The sequence below is a fragment of the Stenotrophomonas maltophilia group sp. msm4 genome (assembly GCF_032025605.1).
GTDB classification, from domain to species: domain Bacteria; phylum Pseudomonadota; class Gammaproteobacteria; order Xanthomonadales; family Xanthomonadaceae; genus Stenotrophomonas; species Stenotrophomonas sepilia.
Genome location: NZ_JAVSKK010000001.1, coordinates 1,062,568 through 1,083,180, shown reverse-complemented (window position 1 = coordinate 1,083,180; position 20,613 = coordinate 1,062,568). Strand labels below are relative to the sequence as shown.

Below are 20,613 nucleotides of genomic sequence, written 5' to 3'. Positions count from 1 at the left end.
TCGATATCAAAGTGAACCGTCTTCACCTGCCGCCGGACATGACAAACCAGCAACACGATGAGCAATGCCTTGCCGAAATTCTGGGAATTCTCAACGAGCTGACAAGCGAGAAGCCGCTCTCGTTGCCCAGCACTACAGCGACCTGGCCATACCTCTTAGAACGCAGCCTTCTGATCGCATATGTTGGCGTGCTCGTGATCACTGCCGCCTCGGCAGTTGTGACTGCAGCTACATCTTTGCAGGAGCCGGCGGAGCCCTACCTTCAATCCGGTTTCTTTACAGGATTCGTACTCGTTGTCGCGTACATCCTATCCTCACTCGTCAATGCGGTTATCGCCAACCGAAGAGCGCGCAAGGATCCCACTCCTGCAATGCTCCGGAGAATGCGCCGCGACACGATTCAAGATTGGAAGCAGATCCAGTTGCTCCGCACCTTTCCAAAGCACCTTGTCGAGTACGCACTGACACAGTACAAGTGGCACTGGGACATGCTTGAGCAACGGGTTGGTCTCTTCTCGGGCGATCTCCGCCGGCTGGGTTTGGCCCCCGCATTGGCGGGCAGTGCTTTGGCTGCGGCCAATCTCATTAGGCAGGAAGGCGTGGTGTTGCTATGGGCGCCGATCGCAATGGCTTGTTGCCTCTACATCGTCGCCACTGTGCTCCTCGCATCCCGCGAAAGGCCGAGACAGGTCGTCGAGCTACTTTCATTCTTGATCAAGAGCTGGGAGTCGCTCAGCCCAACTCCAATGCCACAGCTCGCTCCCGAGCGCCTTGATCTGCCTATTGCGTTAGCTGCGGCTGGGCAATCACAGGAACCTGTGCATCACAAAGACATCCACCAAGCCCAGCGTCCCATGCCGGAACGCCTTCGGTAGCGTTCCCACCACATCGAACCCCAGCTTCCGATACAGCGCCACGGCCGGCCCATTGGTACTGACCACGTAATTGAACTGCATGGCCAGGAATCCTTCCGCCCTCGCCCGCTCCAGACTGTGTTCCACCAGGGCCCGGCCCACACCTTGCCCTTGTGCCGGCGCATCCACCACATACGTGGCGCTGGCCACATGCGCCCCAAGGTCGGGGAAATTCGGGCCCATCTTGTACATGCCCACAACTCGGCCCTCCAGCATAGCTACATGAGGTGCCTGGGCCTGGAACCAATGCGCGCGAAACGTTTCGACTCCAAAAGAGCCGGCAAAGGGCAGCGCATCCTGCGCCGCAATGGCCGCCTTGAACATGCCCCACATCGCGTCGAAATCGCCTGCACGGGCGGGCCGGATCTCCATGCGTCTCCTGCAGATCTGTGGTGGTGACCAGGCCGGACACTACCAGAATCCAGCCCCTGCCCCATGGCTGCTTCACGCGCCACCGCCGTCGGCTCCGCAATAGTTGTGGGAATTCCAGCCCTCAGAGCAGTAGATGCCTCCTGTTTCCGTGCACATCTCGCACCGGCTTCGACGGTGGCGCGTTCCCGCCTACGTCCTGCTGGGCATCTACCTGCTGTACCTGCTGGCCGGCAACATCTTCCTCAATACCCCGCTGTTCGATCAGGTCACCAACCGCAAGCCGCACAAGTTCGTGATGACCACCGGCCCGGCCATCACGCTGCTGCCCGGCCATGTCATCGCCTGGAACGTGCACATGCGCGGCCACGTGAACCACACGGTCTACGTGCTGCATGCCGAGCGCGCCAGCGCCCGGTTGGCGGTACTGCCCCTGTTCCAGCGCGAGGTACGGGTTCCGCGCTTGCAGGCGACGGGGGTTTCCGCCGAGATCAGCCGCGTCGAAGAAGCCATCCCGCCACCGCCGCGCAGCGACCGCGGCTGGACGCTCCGTTTCGACGCCATCCACAGCGACAGCATCCGCAGCGCACGCTTTGGCAAGTTGCTGATCATTGGCAAGGGCCGGGGTACGGTGGGCTTCCTCAAGCAGCTGCGCGGCGGGCCGTCGGAGCTCTTCGAATCCGAGGTGGCGTTCAGCGATGCGGACACCAGTTTTGACGGCGTGCAGCTGTTGGGCGACATGGATCTCACCGCGCGCTTCAGCTATCCGCGCCACTATCGGGACCAGGCGCCCGGTCTGGCCAAGTTGAAGCTGCTGCATGCCAAGCTCGAGGTCGACGCCCGCAGCCAGGGCCTGCGCATGGACACGGATGCCACAACGCCGAAGATCTCCAGCGCGCCCGTGCCCGGACGCCTGCAGCTGGCGCTGCACCTGATTGACGGCCAGCTGCAGCCCGGGGACCGCGCAATCTGGCAGGTGCCGCTCTACCTGGGTGACGGCGCCCCCAATCGCGGCGTGCTGGCCCTGCAGCTCAATGTGTCCAACGACCTGCGCCTGCAGGCCCGCCTGCCGCCAAAGCCCGGCTCAGGCAGCGAAGTGGATGCCGATCTGCACATCAGTGGCCGGAACGTTCCCTTCCAGCAGCCCGCCCAGCTGCTGGAACGCAGCTCCGGCACAGTGCGCGGCGAATGGACGTTCACTTCGCTCAACTGGATCCCTGCCCTGTTCGTTCGCAAGCCGTGGCTGCAGCTGGACGGCGGCGGCACGCTGAAGGCGGACCTGCGCGTGCGCAACGGCGAACTGATCGAAGGCAGCACCGTGGACATTCCGGCCGCCGAAGCCGTGGCCGAAGTCGCCGGCGTACGCCTGGCCGGCACGGCCAGCGCCCATGGCGAACTGAAGGCCGGCAGCCCCAGCCAGGCACAGCTGGCTGTCCGGCTGCCACGATTCACTGCTCGGCCAACCGATGCCAAGGACGTGCGCCTGTTCGACGGCCGTGATCTGGCCCTGGACCTGAGCGGCGATGGTCGCCTGCAGGAGCTGCGCAAGGGTGTCCGCGCGCACCTGCGATTCAGCCAGGCAACCATTCCCGACCTGGCCGCCTACAACCGTTACCTGGGCTCGCCGCAGGTGCGGCTGCTCCGTGGCACCGGCAGCCTGAGCGGCGATGCCACGCTCGACACCGATGGACGCGTCGGCCATGGCACTGCCCGGCTGCTGGGGCGCAATGCCAGTGCCAAGGTGGCAGGACTGGATATGGGCGGCGACATCGACGTGAAGGCAACACTGCGCCGCGGTGACTTCAATCAGCGTCATTTCGATCTGTCCGGCACCACCGTCGAACTTCGCAATGTGCAGGTGGCGGGCGCAGAGCGGGCAAGCGCATGGAAAGGCCGCGTGGCCTTCAAGCGTGGCCGCATCGACGCGCAATCGCCCTTCCAGGTCGATGCCACCACGGATCTGGATCTCAGCGATGCCCGGCCGTTGCTTGCACTGTTCGCAGAGCGTACCGACTACCCGCGCTGGACCCTGTCGCTGTTGGATTCCGGCCAGGTGCAGGCACGGGCGACGCTGCGCTGGCGCCCGGGCCATCTGATCATCGATGGACTGCAGGCCGAGAACGATCGGCTTTCGGTACGCGCGCGGCTGGACCTGCTCGACCAGCGCAAGCGCGGTGATCTCTACCTGCGCTGGGGGCTGCTGGGTGCGGGCATCGAGCTGGACGGTGACCAGCGCCAATGGCACCTGGCGAAAGCAAGGGAGTGGTTTGACCAGCGACCTTCCCTGCTGCCAGCGAGCCAGGGAGCGGGTGCCGTCGGTTCTTCAGATTGAAGGCCAGCAACCCGCATCCGTTCGCTGCCCCTGTGCGTAGACAGGCAGCACAAGCATCAGGGAGCTGCACGCTATGAAGCGGAGTTCACAGGTTTCCGGATTTCTGGGATGGGTGGCAATCACTTTCGTCGCGGCCACGCTGGGGGCATGGGCGTCCACGTCCGCGGCAAGCTTCTACGCTACCCTCACGCTTCCGGCATGGGCGCCACCGGCCAGCGTCTTTGGTCCGGTGTGGACGCTGCTCTACGCCATGATGGCGGTTGCCGCGTGGCTGGTCTGGCGCGAACGTGGCTGGCGCGGGGCACGACCCGCGCTGCTGCTCTATCTGGTGCAGCTGGCCGTCAACGCACTGTGGAGCTGGCTGTTCTTCGGCTGGAAGCTGGGCGCGCTTGCCTTCGCCGACATTCTCGTATTGATCGTGTTGGTGTGCGCGACGATCGTCGCGTTTGCGCGTACCCGCCCGGCCGCGGCAGTGCTGCTGCTTCCCTATCTCGCCTGGATCCTGTTCGCCTCGGCGCTCAACTTCGCCGTCTGGCGGGCCAATCCAGGGCTGCTGTGACACGCGGATCCAGCGTTCAGGCCTGGGCCACGGCCTGTGGGCACCAGGTCCGCAGCAGGGCCGGCTTGAACGCCTGCTGCCCGCAACCGGTGGGGCACCGCACCACTCGCGCTGCAGTATGGCTGACCAGGCCCTGCCCTTCTTCTGCCTTGAAGATCGTCTCGCAGGAAAGGCAACGCGCTACCAGCGAGTACAGGTGCAGCAGCCGGCCACTGGCTGGATCCTGCAGTGCATCCACATCCAGCAATTCAAATTGGCAGCTGTCAGGGAGCATACGGTACTGGGGCGCGGGTGCGGTCTGCAGGTTCACGGGCGTGGCATCTGTTGGAATTGCAGTCACCGTAGGGCAGTCGCTGTCTAGCCGGCGTGCAGCGCAGATGTGCTGGCCGCGAAACCTGCACCGGCCTCCGCATCGAAATCTGCTAGGGTGCGCGCCGATGCCTACATCCATATTGCCAGCACAGCCCGATCACCCCATGGCCCTCAGCGCTGCCCTGAAAGCGCACACCCGAGCGGCCCACGATCGCCTCGACCAGCACCTGTTGCAGCAACACATCTTCGCGTCGCGCCAGCGTTACCTCTGCTTCCTGCGCGTGCAATGGCACTTCCATAGCGCCGTTGCGCCGCTGTACCGGATGCAGGATCCGGGCGCGACCCGCTTGCCGCTGATCGAGGAGGATCTTCGCGACCTCGGCGCTTCCATGCCGGTACCCCATGCCTGGCAACCGCAGCCTCAAGCATTCTCGAAAGCGACCGTTCTGGGCTGGCGCTACGTGGCGGAGGGCTCGACGCTGGGAGCGTCCGTGCTGTTGAAGATGGCCGCTGCGTTGCAGCTTCATGCCGGGTACGGCGCGCGCCACCTGCGTCCTTCCGAGCTCGGTGTGGCCGAGTACTGGAGACGCGAGCGGGAGGAGCTGGATGCGCTCGTTTTAAGTGACCAGGAGCGCGCACAGGCATGCAGGGGCGCGACAGACGCCTTCCTGTTCATCCGTCGCTGCGTAGATGAAGAATTCAGGTTTGAATGAAAGGCCCTTCACATTCACGTGGTGGTATGCGGCGGCACGCTTTTGCTTCACCATCCATGCACACCGGATGCAGTGCTGGGCCGTTCCAGCCATCCACGAATCATGAGTCCCGCCCTTGACGCCTCCTACCGAATCCGCGCACGACACTGCCCTGTCCCGTTGCGCGCGCGAACCGATCCACACCCCTGGCGCGATCCAGCCCTACGGTGTGCTTCTGGTCGTTGAACCGCAGTCCCTGCAGGTACGCGAGCGCGCCATCAGCCACCCCGGGCTGCTGAAACAGTTCGGCGAACCGTTGATGCAGCACGTCAGTGAAGTGCTGGGCGGCGTGCTGGCACCGTTCCAGGGCGTGTTGCAACAGGCGACGGTGGGCAGCAGCGCGCATGTCGGTGCCGTGCACCTGGATGGGCACGGCCGCCATCAGTTGCTGGTGCACCGCTCCGCCACGGATCTTCTGGTCGAGCTGGAAGCACCGGTTCCCGGCCAGCCCGGCTCGCTGGAAGAACTGTATCCAGCCATCCGCGAGCTGATGACCGGCATTGAATCGGCAGCGACGGTGGAAGACCTGTGCAGGCTTGCGGCCGCGCACATGCGGCGGCTCACCGGCTTTGACCGCACCCTGGTCTATCAATTCGATGCTGGCTGGAATGGCATCGTGGTGGCCGAAGATGGCAATGGCCTGTTGCCGTCCTACCTGGACCTGCGCTTTCCCGAGTCGGACATTCCCGCACAGGCCCGCGAACTGTACCGCCGGAACCGGGTGCGCCTGATCGCGGACAACAACTATACCCCTACCCCGCTGATGCGGGCCGAAGACCACCGCGAGGCGCCACCGACCGACCTGAGCCTGGCCGTGCTGCGCAGCGTGTCCCCCGTGCATCTTCAGTACATGCGCAACATGGGGACCGGGGCGTCGATGTCGGTGTCACTGGTACATGAGGGGCGGTTATGGGGCCTGGTGTCCTGCCACACCGTGCAGCCACGCCGCCTGCCCTACCACGTGCGTACCGCCTGCGAGTTCATGGGCCAGATCCTGTCGCTGCAGATTGCACTGAAGGAGCGCGCGCTCGCGATTGAAGAACGCGTCGCGCGTCGCTCGATACTGGTCAAGCTGCTGGGCCGCATGGCCGGCGACGAAGAATTCATGGCGGCCCTGCGCCAGGACGAAGGCAGCCTGCTGTCGCTGACCGGCGCGGCCGGGGCTGCCATCGTGCACAAGGGCGACTGCATGCGCGTGGGTGAGTGCCCACCGGCCAGCGACGTGCTGGCCCTGGCCGATTGGCTGGCTACCCGGCAGGCCGGGCAGGAAACCTACTGCACCGACCACCTTGCCGCCGACTGGTCGCCTGCCGCGCACCTGGCCGATGTAGCCAGCGGCCTGCTGGCAGTGTCCATTTCGCAGCTGCATGACAGCTACCTGATGTGGTTCCGGCCGGAGGTGGTGCGAACCGTGCGCTGGGGGGGGAGACCCCCGCAAGACCGCAGCGCCCGGCGTCGCACTCTCCCCGCGGAGCTCCTTCGACGCCTGGAAAGAGACCGTGCGGCAGCGCAGCCTGCCGTGGACCGACGCCGACTGCGATGCGGCACACGAGATGCGCACGGCCATCGTCGATATCGTGCTGCGCAAGGCCGAGGAGATGGCGGAACTGAACGAGCAGCTCCTGCGCAGCAACAAGGAACTGGAAGCCTTTTCCTATTCGGTCAGCCACGACCTGCGCGCCCCCTTCCGCCACATCGTGGGCTATTCGGAGCTGCTTGGCAGCTCGGCGGGCGACCGCCTCAACGAGACCGAGCGCCGCTTCCTGGATACGATCGTCGATTCGGCAAAGTCCGCCGGCACACTGGTGGATGACCTGCTCAGCTTCTCGCAGATGGGACGCTCCACGCTGGGGCGGGTGCGGCTGGACATGGCTGCGCTGGCCGAGGACGTGCGCCGGAGCCTGGCGCTGGATTACGCCGGCCGCGACGTGCAGTGGACGCTCGCGCCGCTGCCGGAGGTGGAAGCCGACCCGACGATGCTTCGCCTGGTCTGGCAGAACCTGCTGGCCAACGCGATCAAGTTCACCCGCGAGCGTGAGCACGCGATGATCGAGATTGGGCACGACCGCAGCGACGACGAAGATCACTTCTTCGTGCGCGACAACGGCTGCGGCTTCGACATGCGTTACGTCGACAAGCTGTTCGGTGTGTTCCAGCGCCTGCACCATGTGGAAGAATTCGAAGGCACCGGCATCGGCCTGGCCAACGTACGCCGCATCATCGGCCGCCATGGCGGCCGTACCTGGGCCGAGGGCGAGCCCGGCAAGGGCGCGACCATTCACTTCACCCTACCCCGCTCCACAGGAGAACACCCATGAGGGACCTGCGGCCGATCCTCCTGGTAGAGGACAGCCCCAAGGATGCAGAGCTGACGATGGCCGCGCTTGAGCGCTGCCAGCTGTTGAACGATGTCATCCATGTACGCGACGGCGCCGAAGCGCTGGATTACCTGCGCTGCGAAGGCAAGTTCGCCGGTGCCATGCACGGCGGCCCGGTGGTCGTGCTGCTGGACCTGAAGCTGCCCAAAGTCAATGGCTTGGAGGTACTGGAGCAGGTCCGTGGCGACCCGTACCTGAGCAGCACCCCGGTTGTGATGCTGACCTCTTCGCGCGAGGAGCAGGATCTGGTGCGCAGTTACGAACTGGGCGTCAACGCATTCGTGGTCAAGCCGGTCGACTTCAAGGAATTCTTCGACGCCATCCAGGGCCTGGGCATGTTCTGGGGCATCACCAACCAGCCGCCACCGCATCGGCCCAACGGTTCGGGGCAGCGCAATGCGTGATGGATCGCGCCGCAGCGAGCGCCTGCGCATCCTCATGCTGGAGGACAGCGCGCTTGATGCGGAGCTGATCAGCGCCCAGCTGCAGCGTGCCGGCCTCGATTTCGAGGCCGAGCGCCTGTGGACCCGCAACGCGTTCATCGAGGCCATCGAAAACCGCCCGTTCGACGTGATCCTCGCCGATCATGTCCTGCCAGGCTTCGATGGTGACGCAGCACTTGCCCTGGCGCGCGAGTGCGTGCCGCAGACGCCTTTCATCTTTGTTTCCGGCACCCTGACCGAGGAACTGGCGGTACAGGCCCTCACGCGCGGTGCCCGCGACTATGTGGTGAAGCAACGCCTGCAACGCTTGCCCGATGCGATCCGCCGCGCCCGCCAGGAGGCGCAGGAGCGTATCCAGCTGGCCAATGCGCAGGCCGCGCTGAACGAAAGCCAGGCCCAGCTGCAGAAGGTGACCGATGCCGTCCCGGCGCTGATCGCCCAGTTGGACAAGGACCATCGCTACCGGTTTGCCAACAAGGCGTTCCTGGACTGGCATGGATTCAGCCTTGCAGAACTGCTGGGTCGGTCGGCTCGGGATGTCAGCGGCATTTCCGCCTTCGAGCACGCCCTGCCCAGCCTGGAACGGGTACTACAGGGCGAGCGCACCCGCTTCCAGGCCGAACTGATCCATCGCAGCGGCGAATCACGATTCGTGCAGATGGACTGCGTGCCTGAGCATGCCGCCGATGGCAGCGTGGCCGGGTATATCTGCCTGGGCAGCGACGTGTCGCTGCTGAAACAGGCCGAGCTGGCCCTGCGCGAAGACAACCAGCTGCTCGAGCAGCAGGTACAGGCACGCACGGCCGAGTTGCGCGCCAGCAAGCGGCGCCTGCAGGCGATCTTCGAATCCAGTTTCCAGCACCAGGTGCTGCTGGATCTGTCCGGACGCGTGGTCGATGCCAATGACGCGTCACTGGCCGCGGTGCTGGCAGACAAGAAGGACGTCGTTGGCCAACGCTTCGCCGAATCGGTCTGGTTCGGCACCACCGAGGGCATCGCAGCGCTGATCGATCGGGCCGTGGCCGCAGCGGTACAGGGCCGCAGTTCACTGCATGCGCTGGAACTGGAACTCCCGACCGGGCGGCGCAGCTTTGATTTCTCGTTCCGTCCACTACTCGATACGGAGGGCGTGGTCACCGCTGTGGTCTCCGAGGCCGTGGAAACCACCGCGCGCGTGCAGGCTGAGCATGCCCTGCGCCAGTCGCAGAAAATCGAGGCGGTCGGCCAGCTCACCGGCGGCATCGCACATGATTTCAACAACATCCTGACGGTCATCTCAGGCAACGTCGAGCACGCCATGCTGCTCAGCGAGCGCGCGGGCGAACCCGGAGCGATGGTGAGCCGTGCGCTGGACAATGCACTGAAGGGTGTCGGCCGTGCCGCCAGCCTGACCCAGCGCCTGCTGGCGTTTGCCCGCCGCCAGCCGCTGCGCAGCCAGGCCGCTGACCTCAATGTCCGCCTGCTGGACATGCACGACATGCTGCAGCGTGCGCTGGGTGAGCTGGTGCAGCTGGAGATCCGCAGCGCCGAGGACATCTGGTGCGTCGAGATCGACGTCAGCCAGCTGGAGGCCTCTGTACTGAACCTGGCGGTGAATGCCCGCGATGCGATGCCGCACGGCGGCCGACTGGTGATCGAGGTCGACAACAGCCACCTCGACCACGACTACGCCGCACTGTTCCCGGATGCAACGCCGGGCGAGTACGTGATGCTGCGGGTGCGCGACAACGGCCACGGCATGGATGCGGCGACGCTCGCCCGGGTCTTCGAACCCTTCTTCACCACCAAGCAGGTTGGCCGTGGCACCGGCCTGGGCCTGTCGATGGTGCACGGGTTCGTCAAGCAGTCAGGCGGCCACGTGCTGATCGATTCGGTGGAAGGCGGCGGCACCAGCATCACCATGATGTTCCCGCGTTCACTGCTGCCGTTGCCCAGCGAGGCGCGCACTCCGCAGACCGGCCTGGCAGGCTATTCGCCGCGCGAGGAAACCATCCTGGTGACCGAGGACAACGACGATGTCCGCGCCCACACGGTGGATGCACTGCGGCTGCTGGGCTACCGGGTATTGGAAGCCCACGACGGCCCTTCCGCACTGCGGCTGCTGGAACGCCCGGATACCAGGGTGGACCTGCTGTTCTCGGACGTGGTGATGCCCGGCATGTCGGGCTGGGAGCTGGTGCGGGAAGTCCGTGAACGCTGGCCGGAGGTCGCCGTGCTGTTCACGTCGGGCTATCCCCGCGACCACGACCAGGTGGGCAGCCAGGGCCGGGCCGTTGCGCTGCTGCCAAAGCCGTTCACCCGAAGTGATCTGGCGACGGCCGTGCGCACCGCGCTGGAAGCAGCGCCACACTGAGGTCAGGACGCCGGATCGCGCCCGCCGGCCGCGATCCGGTTGATGTCCGCGCATTCCACCGTGCCCGGCGGATGCTCCCTGGCGGCCAAGGCAATCATCGCCTGGCCCAGTGCCAGATTGCTCGTCACCAGCGAAGGCGCGACCGCGCCGACCAGTTTCATCAATGGCGCACCGCCCCAGTACAGCGGCTTCAGCACTGCATGACGGGTGCCGGTACCCGGTACCGGACGAACGCCTCCTGGGCGCAGCATCACCGAGCGCACCGGCAGGGCCTGCAATGCCACTTCGGTCTCGCCCTTGACCCTCAGCGGCATTACCCGGCTCTGCGGATCCGCACCCGCACCGGATACATATAGAAAGCGCCCCTCGGGATTCGCCGCCGCCCAGGCGCGTGCAACCGCCAGCGTGATGTCCAGGGTCACGCGTCGATACTCGGCCTCTGCCGTGCCGACCGGTGGCGCACCGGCACAGTAGAAGCATGCGTAGAAGCCGGCCAGTTGCTCATGCCGGCCTTGCATATGCAGAAAATCGGGGACGATCAGTTCGCTGCCAGGCCCGTTCAGGCTGCCCGGCCTGCGGACCAGGGCAGTCAGGTGGGCCACCTGCGGCGAGCGCTGGCAGGCCAACGCCACGCCCTGCCCGACCAGGCCCGAGGCACCGGTCAACAGAATCCTCAACGCACCTTTCCCGGCCATGGTCGCACCCACGCTAGAGTTTCACGAAACGCTGGAACTTCCGCGCCAGCCAGCCACTGAACACCAACGGCGCGTCCAGCGCTGAAACGCAGATGCAGGGAACACCCGGGGCAGTTACCGGTTGATGCTCCACCTCCTCGTCCAGGTCCGCCACGTCGCCCGGCGCGAACAGCCCCAGCGCGTCGTTGTACGAGCCTCGAAGGATGTGGGTCAGTTCGCTGCGGCCATGGCTGTGCATCGGCAGGCACTTGCCCGGGGCAATCTTCAGCATGATCAGCGAGGGCATCTGCTCAGCCCTGATGCAGTGCACGCCGGGCGCCATCCAGCGCCAGCGCAGGGCACTGAGCGAAGCGCCGAAGTAAGGATGCAACGAGGCGGGCAGATGGTCCGGATCGGCCTCGGGCCGCTCCCTCGGCACCGGGCGCCTGGCTCCGGCGATGGCGCTCGGCGCGTCCGAGGCCAGCTGCACCAGCATGGCCTCGCGCAACTGCTCGCGACGCGCGTCGGCCGCGGGCGGTTGGGTCTGCTCCAGCAGCACCGAGCCGATCGCCTCGGCATCGCGCAGGCGCTGGCGGCAGTGGGGGCACTGCTCGAGGTGGGCACCGGCCACGATGCTCAACGGCGCCGGCAGCGCGCCGGCGGCATAGCTCATCAGCGTGGATTCGTGCAGGTGGTGATGCGGATTCACAGCGCACCTCCCACTTTGGCCTGCAGTTGCAGGAACGCACGTCGCAGGTGTGACTTTACCGTTCCAAGCGGCATGCCCAGCGCCTGGGCAATCTCGCTGTGGCTCTTCGCCTCGAAATAGGACATCCGCACCAGCCTCGCCTGCACGGCGGGCAGCTCGTTGATGCGCTGGCGAAGGCGCGCCTGGTCGGCGAACTGCTCGGCGCTGCTGCGCTCGATCATGTCCACCGCCGCGGCGTCTTCCACCGCTGCCTGCACCTGCATCCAGCTGCGCTCTCGACGGATGCGGTCGATATGCAGGTTGCGCGCGATCCGGTACAGCCAGGTACTCAGCGCGCCTTGGGCCGCATCATACTCGGCCGCCCGCAACCACAGGCGCAGCAGGCACTCCTGCGCCATTTCCTCGGCCACGGCGTCGGGTGCGCCCAGGCCACGCAGATACACGCACAGCCGCGGCATGAAGTAGTCATAGATCCGCATGAAACAGTCGCGGTCGCGCAGCCGCGCCACACTGTCCATGTCATCGGCCCAGTTCGTCGGCTCGCTGCTGGGCTGCTGGGAACTGGACACGGTGCGTGCGGTATCGAAGTTGAGGAGGGTGCTGGCAGCGTCAGGGTACATCTGCGTGAGCGGCGGGCAGGTGAAGGTCTGTCCTCTCTACGCGCAGGGGCGGCCATTGGATGCAGCAGGCACTGTGCATCCAAGCAGCCGCGCCCGCCGTATGACCTGAGCCTCCCTACCGGATGAACACCATGCGCACTGCCTGGCTGCTGCTGTGCCTGCCCCATGCCGCGCTGGCGGCGCCCTGGCTGCGCAACGAGGGCGTGGCCACCTCGGCGCAGGGCGATCTGCTCTATCGTGAAGTGCACTGGCGGCGCGGCCCATCGGAGGGTGCCGAGCGCTGGGTGCTCTATCAGTGCCCGGATGGCCGCCCCTTCGCCCGCAAGCATCTGCCGGCCAGCGCCCGCCCGAAGGCCCGGGGTTATTCGCTGCAGGACAGCCGTAGTGGGCAAACCGCTGAAGTCGACGCGAGTGGCGAGTCGGTGTCGATCGCCTGGAAAGAAGATGCCGCCAGCGAGCTGCGTCAGCGTCGGCTTGAGCTGGCACCGGATGCGGTGATCGACACGGGCTTCGACGCCGCGGTGCGCCAGCATTGGCCAGCGCTGCTGCGAGGTGAACGCATCAGCCTGCCCTTCCTGGTGCCGGGGCGGCAGCGCTTCTTCCCGGTGCAGGTGCGGCGTACCGGCCCTGTTCGCTGGCAGGGCATCGACGCCCAGGCCATCGAGGTCAGTCTGGACACGTGGTACGGCGGCATCGCGCCGCGCCTGTCGCTGGTCTATGCCAGCGCCGACCGCCGCCTGCTGGAATTCCGCGGAACCAGCAACCTGCGCGATACCCGCGGCACCTATCCACAGGTCACGGTGCGCTTCAGCTCGCCGGTGGCCGAGCGGACCGCCAGCGAATGGCAACAGGCCTGGGCGCAACCGCTGGTCGAACGCTGTAGCGTGATGCCCAAGTGAAGCCGGAATTTTCCACAGTCGGCCGCATCCATTGCGCGCACTGCTGCGTAGAGGAAGACACGACACCCGCCGAGATCCGCCATGGCCTCTGTAGCGCCCCTCCCCCGCCGACGCTGGCGCCTGCTGCGCACCCTGAAGCGCTGGGTCGACACCGGCAGCGCTGCAGACCACGCCGCTGGCGAGCCCGGACGCATCGACTGGCTGCGCGCCGTACCGTTCGCGTTGATGCACCTGGCCTGCATCGCGGTGATCTGGGTAGGTATCTCGTGGACGGCAGTGATCGTCGCCGCAGCCCTCTACGCAGTGCGCATGTTTGCGATCACCGCCTTTTACCACCGCTACTTCTCGCACCGGACGTTCCAGGCATCGCGAACGGTGCAATTCGTGTTCGCGGTGATCGGCGCGTCCAGCGTGCAACGTGGGCCGCTGTGGTGGGCGGCCCACCATCGCCATCACCATCGGCATGCCGACCAACCGCTGGACCCGCACTCGCCGCGCGAAGGCGGCTTCTGGCGCAGCCACATGGGCTGGTTCCTCACCCGCGAGGCATTCGCCACGGATCTATCGCGCGTGCCTGACCTGGCGCGCTTCCCGGAACTGCGCTGGCTGGACCGCTTTGATACGGCGGTGCCGGTATTGCTGGCTGCCGCGCTGTACGCACTCGGCGCCGGCCTGGAGCGCTGGGCGCCCGGACTGCACACCTCTGGCCCGCAGTTGCTGGTGTGGGGCTTCTTCATTTCCACCGTGGTGTTGTTCCACGCCACCGTTACCATCAACTCGCTGGCCCATCGTTTTGGCCGGCGGCGCTTCGAGACCCGTGACGACAGCCGCAACAACCTCTGGCTGGCTCTGCTTACCTTCGGTGAAGGCTGGCACAACAACCACCATTTCTTCCCTGGGACCGTCCGCCAAGGGTTCCGCTGGTGGGAGATCGACCTGACCTGGTACGGGCTGCGCGCAATGGCGGCCATGGGCCTGGTGAGGGGGCTCAAGCCCATCCCCGAGTGGGTACTGGCCAAGGCGAGGTACTGACATGCGCATCGCGATCATCGGCTCCGGCATTGCCGGCCTGGCCAGTGCCTGGTGGCTGGACGGCGAACACGAAGTGACGCTGTTCGAGGCCAACGATTACCTGGGCGGGCATACCCACACCCATGACGTGCAGGTGGACGGCACGCGCATGGCGGTGGATACCGGTTTCATCGTCTTCAATCCCCTGCACTACCCACTGCTGACGGCACTGTTCGAAGAACTGGGTGTGGCCTCGCAGCCGACCACCATGAGCTTCTCCATGCACAGCGAGCGAAGTGGCGTCGAGTACAACGCCACTTCGCTGGATGGCCTGTTCTGCCAACGTCGCAATCTGGTTTCGCCACGTTTCTGGGGAATGCTGGCCGACCTGCGCCGGTTCTACCGGGATGCGCCGCTGCTGCTGGCGGAAGACGAAGGCCCGACACTGGGCCAGTACCTGCGCGGCCAGCGCTACGGCACCGCTTTCATCGACGAGCACCTGCTGCCGATGGCTTCGGCACTATGGTCGTCACCGACCGCCACGGTCATGCAGTTCCCGGCCCGCTACCTGGCCCAGTTCATGGCCAACCACCAGATGCTGCAGATGACCGGGCGCGCACCCTGGCGGGTGGTCAGCGGTGGCTCGGCACGCTATGTCGATGCCCTTCGCGCCCGCTGGCGGGTGCGTGAGCGGCTGGAATGCCCGGTTCACTCGGTCGAACGCATGCCGTGGGGCGCGCGCGTGCACAGCGCGGCCGGCGTGGAGGGGTTCGACGAGGTCATCCTGGCGTGCCACAGCGACCAGGCGCTTGCCCTGCTGCATGACGCCGATCAGGTCGAACGCGAAGTACTCGGCGCCATCCGCTACCAGCCCAACGAAGCAGTACTGCATACCGATGCATCGTTGCTGCCGCGCAACCGCAAAGCATGGGCTGCATGGAATGCACACGTGCCCAGGGATCCAGGCGCGCCCTGTACGGTCAGCTATTGCATGAACCTCCTGCAGGGCCTGCCCGGTGACACCCCGCTGGTCGTGACCCTCAACCGCAGCGAGGCGATCGATCCGGCCAAGGTGCTGCGCAGGCTGCACTATGCCCACCCGGTGCACGATCATGCCGCTATCCGCGCCCAGCAGCGCTGGGCAGAGCTGCAGGGCCGCCGCCACACCTGGTTCGCCGGCGCATACTGGGGCTGGGGCTTCCACGAAGACGGCATCCGCAGCGCCCGCCGCGTGGTGGACGCGATGCGCGAGTGCACCGCGCACCTTGACAGCGTTGCGCCCGGCGAGGTGGCAGCGTGAGTGCCAGCGCACTCTACTTCGGGCAGGTGATGCACCGACGGCATCATCCGCAGCCCCACGCGTTCCGCTATCCGATCGCGCAGCTGCTGCTCGATCTGGACGAGCTGGAGACCGTGTTCGCCGGGCGCTGGCTGTGGTCGGTCAATCGCCGCAACCTGGCCGAGTTCCGCCGCAGCGACTACTTCGGCAATCCCGCACAACCGCTGGCCGATGCGGTGCGCGATCATGCGGCGGCTACCCTGGGCTATCGGCCTGCCGGCCCGGTACGCCTGCTCACCCACCTTCGCTTCGGCGGGCACGTATTCAACCCGGTCAGCTTCTACTACTGCTACCAGTCCGATGGCAGCACCCTGGACTGCATCGTCGCCGAGATCACCAATACGCCCTGGAAGGAACGGCACGCCTATGTCCTGCCAGTCGCCACGGCCACCCACGAAGGCGGCTCGCTGCGCTGGCGGTTCGACAAGCGCTTCCATGTCTCGCCGTTCATGCCGATGGATTGCCACTACGACTGGCGGTTCAACTGCCCGGATGAGGATCTGCGCGTGCACATGCAGGTCTGGCGCCAAGGCGTTCGCCAGTTTGATGCCACCCAGGCCATGCAGCGACACGCCCTGGACGGCCGCGGGCTGGCCCGGGTCCTGGCCTGCTATCCCTTGATGACCCTGCAGGTGATGGCCGCCATCCACTGGCACGCGCTGCGGCTGTGGCTGAAACGCAACCCCGTGCATGACCACCCTGCCCTTGCCGAGAAACCGCGATGAACTCGACGACTCCCCTGATCGCCCTGCCACGTCCCGGCGCCTTGGATGCCTTCCTGCGCCGCCGCCTGCTGCAACAGCTTGCCCCCATGCGCGACGGCCGCCTGTGCGTGCGTGATGCACTCGGCGAAGTCTGGCTGGGCGATGCCCATGGCGAGCTGCATGTGACCGTCACCATCGATGACCCGGCGTTCTACCGCAAGGTTGCAGCGCAAGGCAGCGTGGGCGCAGGTGAAAGCTACATACAGGGGGAATGGCACTGCGATGACCTGGTGGCGCTGATCCGGCTGCTGGTACGCAATCGCGACCTGCTCGACGGCATGGAGCGCGGCCCGGCCCGCGTGGGTGGCTGGCTGCTGCGCGGCTGGAACCGCCTGCGCCGCAACAGCCGTGAAGGCAGCCGCCGCAACATTGCCGCGCACTACGACCTTGGCAACGACTTCTTTGCCCTGTTCCTGTCGCCGGACCTGATGTATTCCTCAGCCCTGTTCGACACAGAAGACGAGTCGCTGGAATCCGCCTCCCGGCGCAAGCTGGACCGCATCTGCCAGCAGCTCCAGCTCAAGCCGGGCGATCGCGTGGTGGAGATCGGCACCGGCTGGGGTGGTTTTGCGCTGCACGCGGCGCAGCACTACGGCTGCCACGTCACCACCACCACCATCTCCGCCGAGCAGCACGCGCTGGCTGCCCAGCGCGTGCAGGCGGCCGGCCTGCAGGACCAGGTCACGCTGCTGATGCAGGACTACCGCGACCTGCAGGGCCAGTTCGACAAGCTGGTGTCGATCGAGATGATCGAAGCCATCGGCGCAGAATACCTGGACACCTACATGGCCACGCTGCAGCGCCTGCTCAAGCCTGATGGCGTTGCCCTGCTGCAGGCCATCACCATCGAGGACCATCGCTACGAGCAGGCCCGGCGCAGCGTAGACTACATCAAGCGCTATGTGTTCCCCGGCAGCTTCATTCCGTCGATCAACGCGATCATGGCCGCCAAAACGCGGTCCAGCGACCTGCAGCTGATCGCCCAGCAAGACTTCGGTCACTCCTACGCGCTGACCCTGCGCGCCTGGCGCCAGCGCTTCCTCGCCCGGTTGCCCGACGTGCAGGCGCAGGGCTTCGATACGCGCTTCTGCCGCCTGTGGGAGTTCTACCTGGCCTACTGCGAGGGCGGCTTCCTGGAGCGCTCGATCGGGGTCTCCCATCTGCTGATGGCGCGCCCGGGGCATCGCCCGGGCGCCTCATCGGGCCAAGGCAGCTGAGATGCGCAGGTTCTGGCCCAATCTGCTTGGCAACCAGCTGGTCTGGCTGTGCGCCGTAGCCGGCGCCGGGCGCGGCTGGCAGTGGCCGGCGTTGCTGGCAGCCTCTCTCTACATCGGCAGCCAGCTGCTGACGTCGCCGCAACCACGGCTGGACCTTCGGTTGATGGTGTTGGCACTGGCCTGCGCATGGCTGGTCGATGCCAGCGCCGCCGCCAGCGGCACCGTGCGCTACGCCGCCGCCCCGCTGGGCTGGGTGCCACCCCCCTGGATCATGGCGCTGTGGGCCTCGTTCGCGATGACGCTGACCACCTCGATGCGCTTCCTGCTGCGCCACCCGGCCTTGCCGGCTCTGTTCGGCCTGCTGTCGGCACCGCTGGCCTATCTCTCCGCAGCGCGCGGTTTCGATGCGGTCCGTTTCGCCGCACCCACGTGGCAGGGCCTGCTGGTGTTGGGTGCGGGCTGGAGCATCGCGCTTTCGCTGCTGTGCGTCACCGCGCGTCGCGGCTCTCGCACCACCCCGCCCTCCCTGGCCGGAGCATCGTCATGATCAATCTGCTGTGGGTACTGCTGTATGCCGTGCTGGTGATGAGCTGGGGCTGGGCCTGGCAGCGCCGCCACCAGAACATCGGCGTTGTCGACGTGCTCTGGGCCAAGTGCGTGGGTGCCTCGGCCCTGCTGCTGGCGCTGCTCGGCGATGGCGCGATGTTGCCTCGGGTTGCGTTGGGCCTGCTCGGCGGCCTGTGGGGCGGCCGGTTGGCGCTGCACCTGTGGCGCCGGGTCCGTAGTGAACCCGAAGACGGGCGCTACCGTTATCTGCGCGAACACTGGCAGAGCCACCAGGGCAAGATCTTTGGCTTCTTCATGGCGCAGGCGCTGCTGGTCGTGCTGTTCGCTCTGCCCTTCGTTGCGGTGGCAGCCAATTCCCATGCCGGCCTGACACCGTGGACAGTCGCCGCAGCACTGGCCTGGCTGATGAGCGTCGGCGGCGAGAGCCTGGCCGATCGCCAGCTCGCACGTTTCCGTGCCGACCCGGCGAACAAGGGCCGCACTTGCCGCGAGGGGCTCTGGCGTTATTCACGCCACCCCAACTACTTCTTCGAGTGGCTGCACTGGTTCACCTATGTGCTGCTCGCCGTCGGTTCCCCCCTGTGGTGGCTGGCGTGGGCCGGGCCGCTGCTGATGTATCTGTTCCTGCGCTATCTCAGCGGCATCCCCTTCACCGAGAAGCAGGCGTTGCGCAGCCGCGGCGACGACTACCGTGCCTACCAGCGCAGCACGCCGATGTTCTTTCCCTGGTTCCCCCGTTCTTCCAAGGAGCATTCCGCATGAGCGCGATCCCGTCACTGAATCCGGCTGAAGATGCGGAAACCGGGCTGATCGCCTGGGCCGAACGCGGGCTGGTTCCCGATGCGGCGCTGCGTGCCGGCATCCGGCGCCTGTGCGCGCAACGCCTGCACGAGGAATCGGCGGGGGGTATCGAGGCACAGTCCGCGCGCTTCAGCCGTTGCATCGCAGAACTGACCGACAGTCCGCTCGCATTGCATACCGACGCGGCCAACCGCCAGCACTACGAAGTTCCCGCGGCATTCTTCCAGGCCTGCCTGGGAAAGCGGCTGAAGTACAGCAGCTGCTACTACCCTACCGGGCGCGAAACGCTGGACCAGGCTGAGGAAGCGATGCTGGAACTGTATGGCCAGCGCGCCGGACTTGCCGACGGCCAGCAGATTCTCGAACTGGGCTGTGGCTGGGGTTCGCTGACCCTGTGGATGGCCGAACGCTATCGGCAGGCCAACATCACTGCGGTATCCAACTCGCACAGCCAACGCCAGCACATCATGGCGCAGTGCCAGGCCAGGGGCCTGCACAACGTCGAGGTGCTGACCTGCGACGTCAACCAGCTTGAGCTGCCCACGGCACGCTTCGATCGCTGTGTCTCGGTGGAAATGTTCGAACATGTGCGCAACTACCAGCGACTGCTGGCGCACATCGCGCAGTGGCTGAAGCCCGACGGCGCGCTGTTCGTGCACATCTTCGCCCATCGCACGCTGATGTACCCGTTCGAGACCGAGGGCGGCGACAACTGGATGGGGCGCCATTTCTTCACCGGCGGCCTGATGCCGGCCGCCGACACGCTGCTGCATTTCCAGCGCGACCTGCGACTCGATCAGCGCTGGCTGCTGGACGGCACCCACTACCAGCGCACCGCCGACCATTGGCTGGCCAACCAGGATGCGGCCCGCGAGGCGGTGATGCCGGTACTGGTCGCAACCTACGGCCAAGCGGCGGCGAAGATCTGGTGGCAGCGCTGGCGCATGTTCTGGATGGCCTGCGCCGAGCTGTTCGGCTACGACGATGGCCAGCAGTGGCTGGTTGCCCACTATCTGTTCCGTCCCCGTTGAGGTGTGACATGCGCATGCGCTCCCTGCTTCCCCTGCTGGCCTTGAGCCTGTTCGGTTCCGGCTGCAGCTCCAGCGATACCCGTCCCCTGCCCCGCCCGCCCTCGGTGGACGTGCCGCGCTTCATGGGCGACTGGTATGTGATCGCCCACATACCCTCATGGCCGGAGCGCGAGGCCTTCGACGCGGTGGAGAGCTATGCGCTGCGGCCGGACGGGCGCATCCAGACGACCTTCACCTATCGCAAGGGCAGTTTCGACGCCCCGCAGAAGTCCATGCACCCGGTTGGACGGGTCGAGAAGAACGGCAATGGCGCGATCTGGGGCATGCAGTTCATCTGGCCGATCCAGGCCGAGTATGTGATTGCCTGGCTGGACGACGACTATGGCCAGACCATCGTCGCACGCAGCAAGCGCGACTATGTCTGGTACATGGCACGTACCCCGCACGTATCGGACAGCGACTACCAGCACGCCGTGGAGCGCATCGCGGCCATGGGCTACGACACCGGCAGGCTCAGGCGCGTACCTCAGTCGGTGCGATAGATCGCCAACCGCCGACCACTCGGCTCG

Annotated in this window: 20 protein-coding genes and 1 pseudogene; 16 read left to right on the top strand and 5 right to left on the bottom strand. The window is 66.1% G+C overall.

Translation table 11 applies throughout. The features are described 5' to 3' along the window. Positions 1-11 precede the first annotated feature (11 nt). The gene (locus ROV93_RS05070) at positions 12-875 is read left to right on the top strand and encodes a hypothetical protein (protein WP_141653543.1); all 864 of its coding nucleotides are present in this window, start codon (positions 12-14) and stop codon (positions 873-875) included. Here ROV93_RS05070 and ROV93_RS05065 read toward each other — a convergent pair. Next, on the bottom strand, positions 807-1,286 hold the full coding sequence (locus ROV93_RS05065) for a GNAT family N-acetyltransferase (protein ID WP_072167010.1): 480 nt from the start codon (positions 1,284-1,286) through the stop codon (positions 807-809). The genes ROV93_RS05070 and ROV93_RS05065 overlap by 69 nt on opposite strands. Before the next feature lie 133 nt (positions 1,287-1,419). Here ROV93_RS05065 and ROV93_RS05060 point away from each other — a divergent pair, with 133 nt between their 5' ends. Together ROV93_RS05060 and ROV93_RS05055 are read left to right on the top strand one after the other, a co-directional pair. Next, positions 1,420-3,615 carry a hypothetical protein gene (locus tag ROV93_RS05060; RefSeq protein WP_072167009.1) on the top strand — a complete coding sequence of 732 codons (2,196 nt, stop codon included), beginning with the start codon at positions 1,420-1,422 and terminating at the stop codon, positions 3,613-3,615. Between the two features lie 73 nt (positions 3,616-3,688). Then, positions 3,689-4,174, top strand: a complete 486-nt coding sequence (locus tag ROV93_RS05055; protein ID WP_072167008.1) for a TspO/MBR family protein — start codon at positions 3,689-3,691, stop codon at positions 4,172-4,174. Positions 4,175-4,190: 16 nt separating this feature from the next. On the opposite strand, the gene ROV93_RS05050 is transcribed toward ROV93_RS05055, so the two are convergent. After that, positions 4,191-4,484, bottom strand: coding sequence for a hypothetical protein (locus tag ROV93_RS05050; protein ID WP_088497482.1), 294 nt, complete (start codon positions 4,482-4,484; stop codon positions 4,191-4,193). Positions 4,485-4,650: 166 nt separating this feature from the next. Between ROV93_RS05050 and ROV93_RS05045 the strand changes: the two genes are divergently transcribed. The 4 genes and pseudogenes from ROV93_RS05045 to ROV93_RS05030 all read left to right on the top strand — a co-directional run bounded on the left by ROV93_RS05045 (position 4,651) and on the right by ROV93_RS05030 (position 10,412). Next, positions 4,651-5,199 (top strand): biliverdin-producing heme oxygenase, encoded by a 549-nt coding sequence (locus ROV93_RS05045; protein WP_072167006.1) that lies wholly within the window; start codon positions 4,651-4,653, stop codon positions 5,197-5,199. Between the two features lie 115 nt (positions 5,200-5,314). Further along, positions 5,315-7,556: pseudogene (locus ROV93_RS05040) on the top strand (ATP-binding protein). After that, a complete protein-coding gene (locus ROV93_RS05035) occupies positions 7,553-8,020 on the top strand; it encodes a response regulator (RefSeq protein WP_005416517.1) in 468 nt (155 codons plus the stop codon). Before ROV93_RS05040 ends, ROV93_RS05035 begins: the two are co-directional and overlap by 4 nt. Next, positions 8,013-10,412, top strand: a complete 2,400-nt coding sequence (locus ROV93_RS05030) for a hybrid sensor histidine kinase/response regulator (RefSeq protein ID WP_072167005.1) — start codon at positions 8,013-8,015, stop codon at positions 10,410-10,412. The genes ROV93_RS05035 and ROV93_RS05030 overlap by 8 nt, the downstream gene beginning before the upstream one ends. 2 nt (positions 10,413-10,414) lie before the next feature. Here ROV93_RS05030 and ROV93_RS05025 read toward each other — a convergent pair whose 3' ends face one another. The 3 genes from ROV93_RS05025 to ROV93_RS05015 are packed head-to-tail and all read right to left on the bottom strand — an operon-like array spanning position 10,415 to position 12,415. Beyond that, a complete protein-coding gene (locus ROV93_RS05025; RefSeq protein WP_072167136.1) occupies positions 10,415-11,107 on the bottom strand; it encodes an oxidoreductase in 693 nt (230 codons plus the stop codon). Positions 11,108-11,120: 13 nt separating this feature from the next. Continuing rightward, positions 11,121-11,795, bottom strand: a complete 675-nt coding sequence (locus ROV93_RS05020) for a ChrR family anti-sigma-E factor (protein ID WP_072167004.1) — start codon at positions 11,793-11,795, stop codon at positions 11,121-11,123. Next, entirely contained in the window at positions 11,792-12,415 is a 624-nt protein-coding gene (locus ROV93_RS05015) for a sigma-70 family RNA polymerase sigma factor (RefSeq protein ID WP_049414756.1), read from the bottom strand. The genes ROV93_RS05020 and ROV93_RS05015 overlap by 4 nt, the downstream gene beginning before the upstream one ends. 131 nt (positions 12,416-12,546) lie before the next feature. On the opposite strand from ROV93_RS05015, the gene ROV93_RS05010 reads away from it, so the two are divergent. From ROV93_RS05010 to ROV93_RS04970, 9 genes are all read left to right on the top strand, one after another. Continuing rightward, a complete protein-coding gene (locus ROV93_RS05010) occupies positions 12,547-13,314 on the top strand; it encodes a hypothetical protein (RefSeq protein ID WP_072167135.1) in 768 nt (255 codons plus the stop codon). Positions 13,315-13,395: 81 nt separating this feature from the next. After that, positions 13,396-14,346: an acyl-CoA desaturase gene (locus ROV93_RS05005; protein ID WP_065178583.1), complete on the top strand. Its 951-nt coding sequence runs from the start codon at positions 13,396-13,398 to the stop codon at positions 14,344-14,346. Between the two features lies 1 nt (position 14,347). After that, positions 14,348-15,625: an FAD-dependent oxidoreductase gene (locus ROV93_RS05000; RefSeq protein ID WP_072167003.1), complete on the top strand. Its 1,278-nt coding sequence runs from the start codon at positions 14,348-14,350 to the stop codon at positions 15,623-15,625. Continuing rightward, positions 15,622-16,389, top strand: a complete 768-nt coding sequence (locus ROV93_RS04995) for a DUF1365 domain-containing protein (protein ID WP_072167002.1) — start codon at positions 15,622-15,624, stop codon at positions 16,387-16,389. The genes ROV93_RS05000 and ROV93_RS04995 overlap by 4 nt, the downstream gene beginning before the upstream one ends. Beyond that, a complete protein-coding gene (locus ROV93_RS04990; protein WP_072167001.1) occupies positions 16,386-17,645 on the top strand; it encodes a cyclopropane-fatty-acyl-phospholipid synthase family protein in 1,260 nt (419 codons plus the stop codon). Before ROV93_RS04995 ends, ROV93_RS04990 begins: the two co-directional genes overlap by 4 nt. Position 17,646: 1 nt before the next feature. Next, the gene (locus tag ROV93_RS04985; RefSeq protein WP_072167000.1) at positions 17,647-18,192 is read left to right on the top strand and encodes a DUF2878 domain-containing protein; all 546 of its coding nucleotides are present in this window, start codon (positions 17,647-17,649) and stop codon (positions 18,190-18,192) included. Next, the gene (locus tag ROV93_RS04980) at positions 18,189-18,974 is read left to right on the top strand and encodes a DUF1295 domain-containing protein (RefSeq protein WP_072166999.1); all 786 of its coding nucleotides are present in this window, start codon (positions 18,189-18,191) and stop codon (positions 18,972-18,974) included. The genes ROV93_RS04985 and ROV93_RS04980 overlap by 4 nt, the downstream gene beginning before the upstream one ends. Then, on the top strand, positions 18,971-20,044 hold the full coding sequence (locus ROV93_RS04975; protein ID WP_072166998.1) for a cyclopropane-fatty-acyl-phospholipid synthase family protein: 1,074 nt from the start codon (positions 18,971-18,973) through the stop codon (positions 20,042-20,044). The genes ROV93_RS04980 and ROV93_RS04975 overlap by 4 nt, the downstream gene beginning before the upstream one ends. An 8-nt stretch (positions 20,045-20,052) precedes the next feature. Next, entirely contained in the window at positions 20,053-20,586 is a 534-nt protein-coding gene (locus ROV93_RS04970) for a lipocalin family protein (protein WP_072166997.1), read from the top strand. Positions 20,587-20,613: the final 27 nt, after the last annotated feature.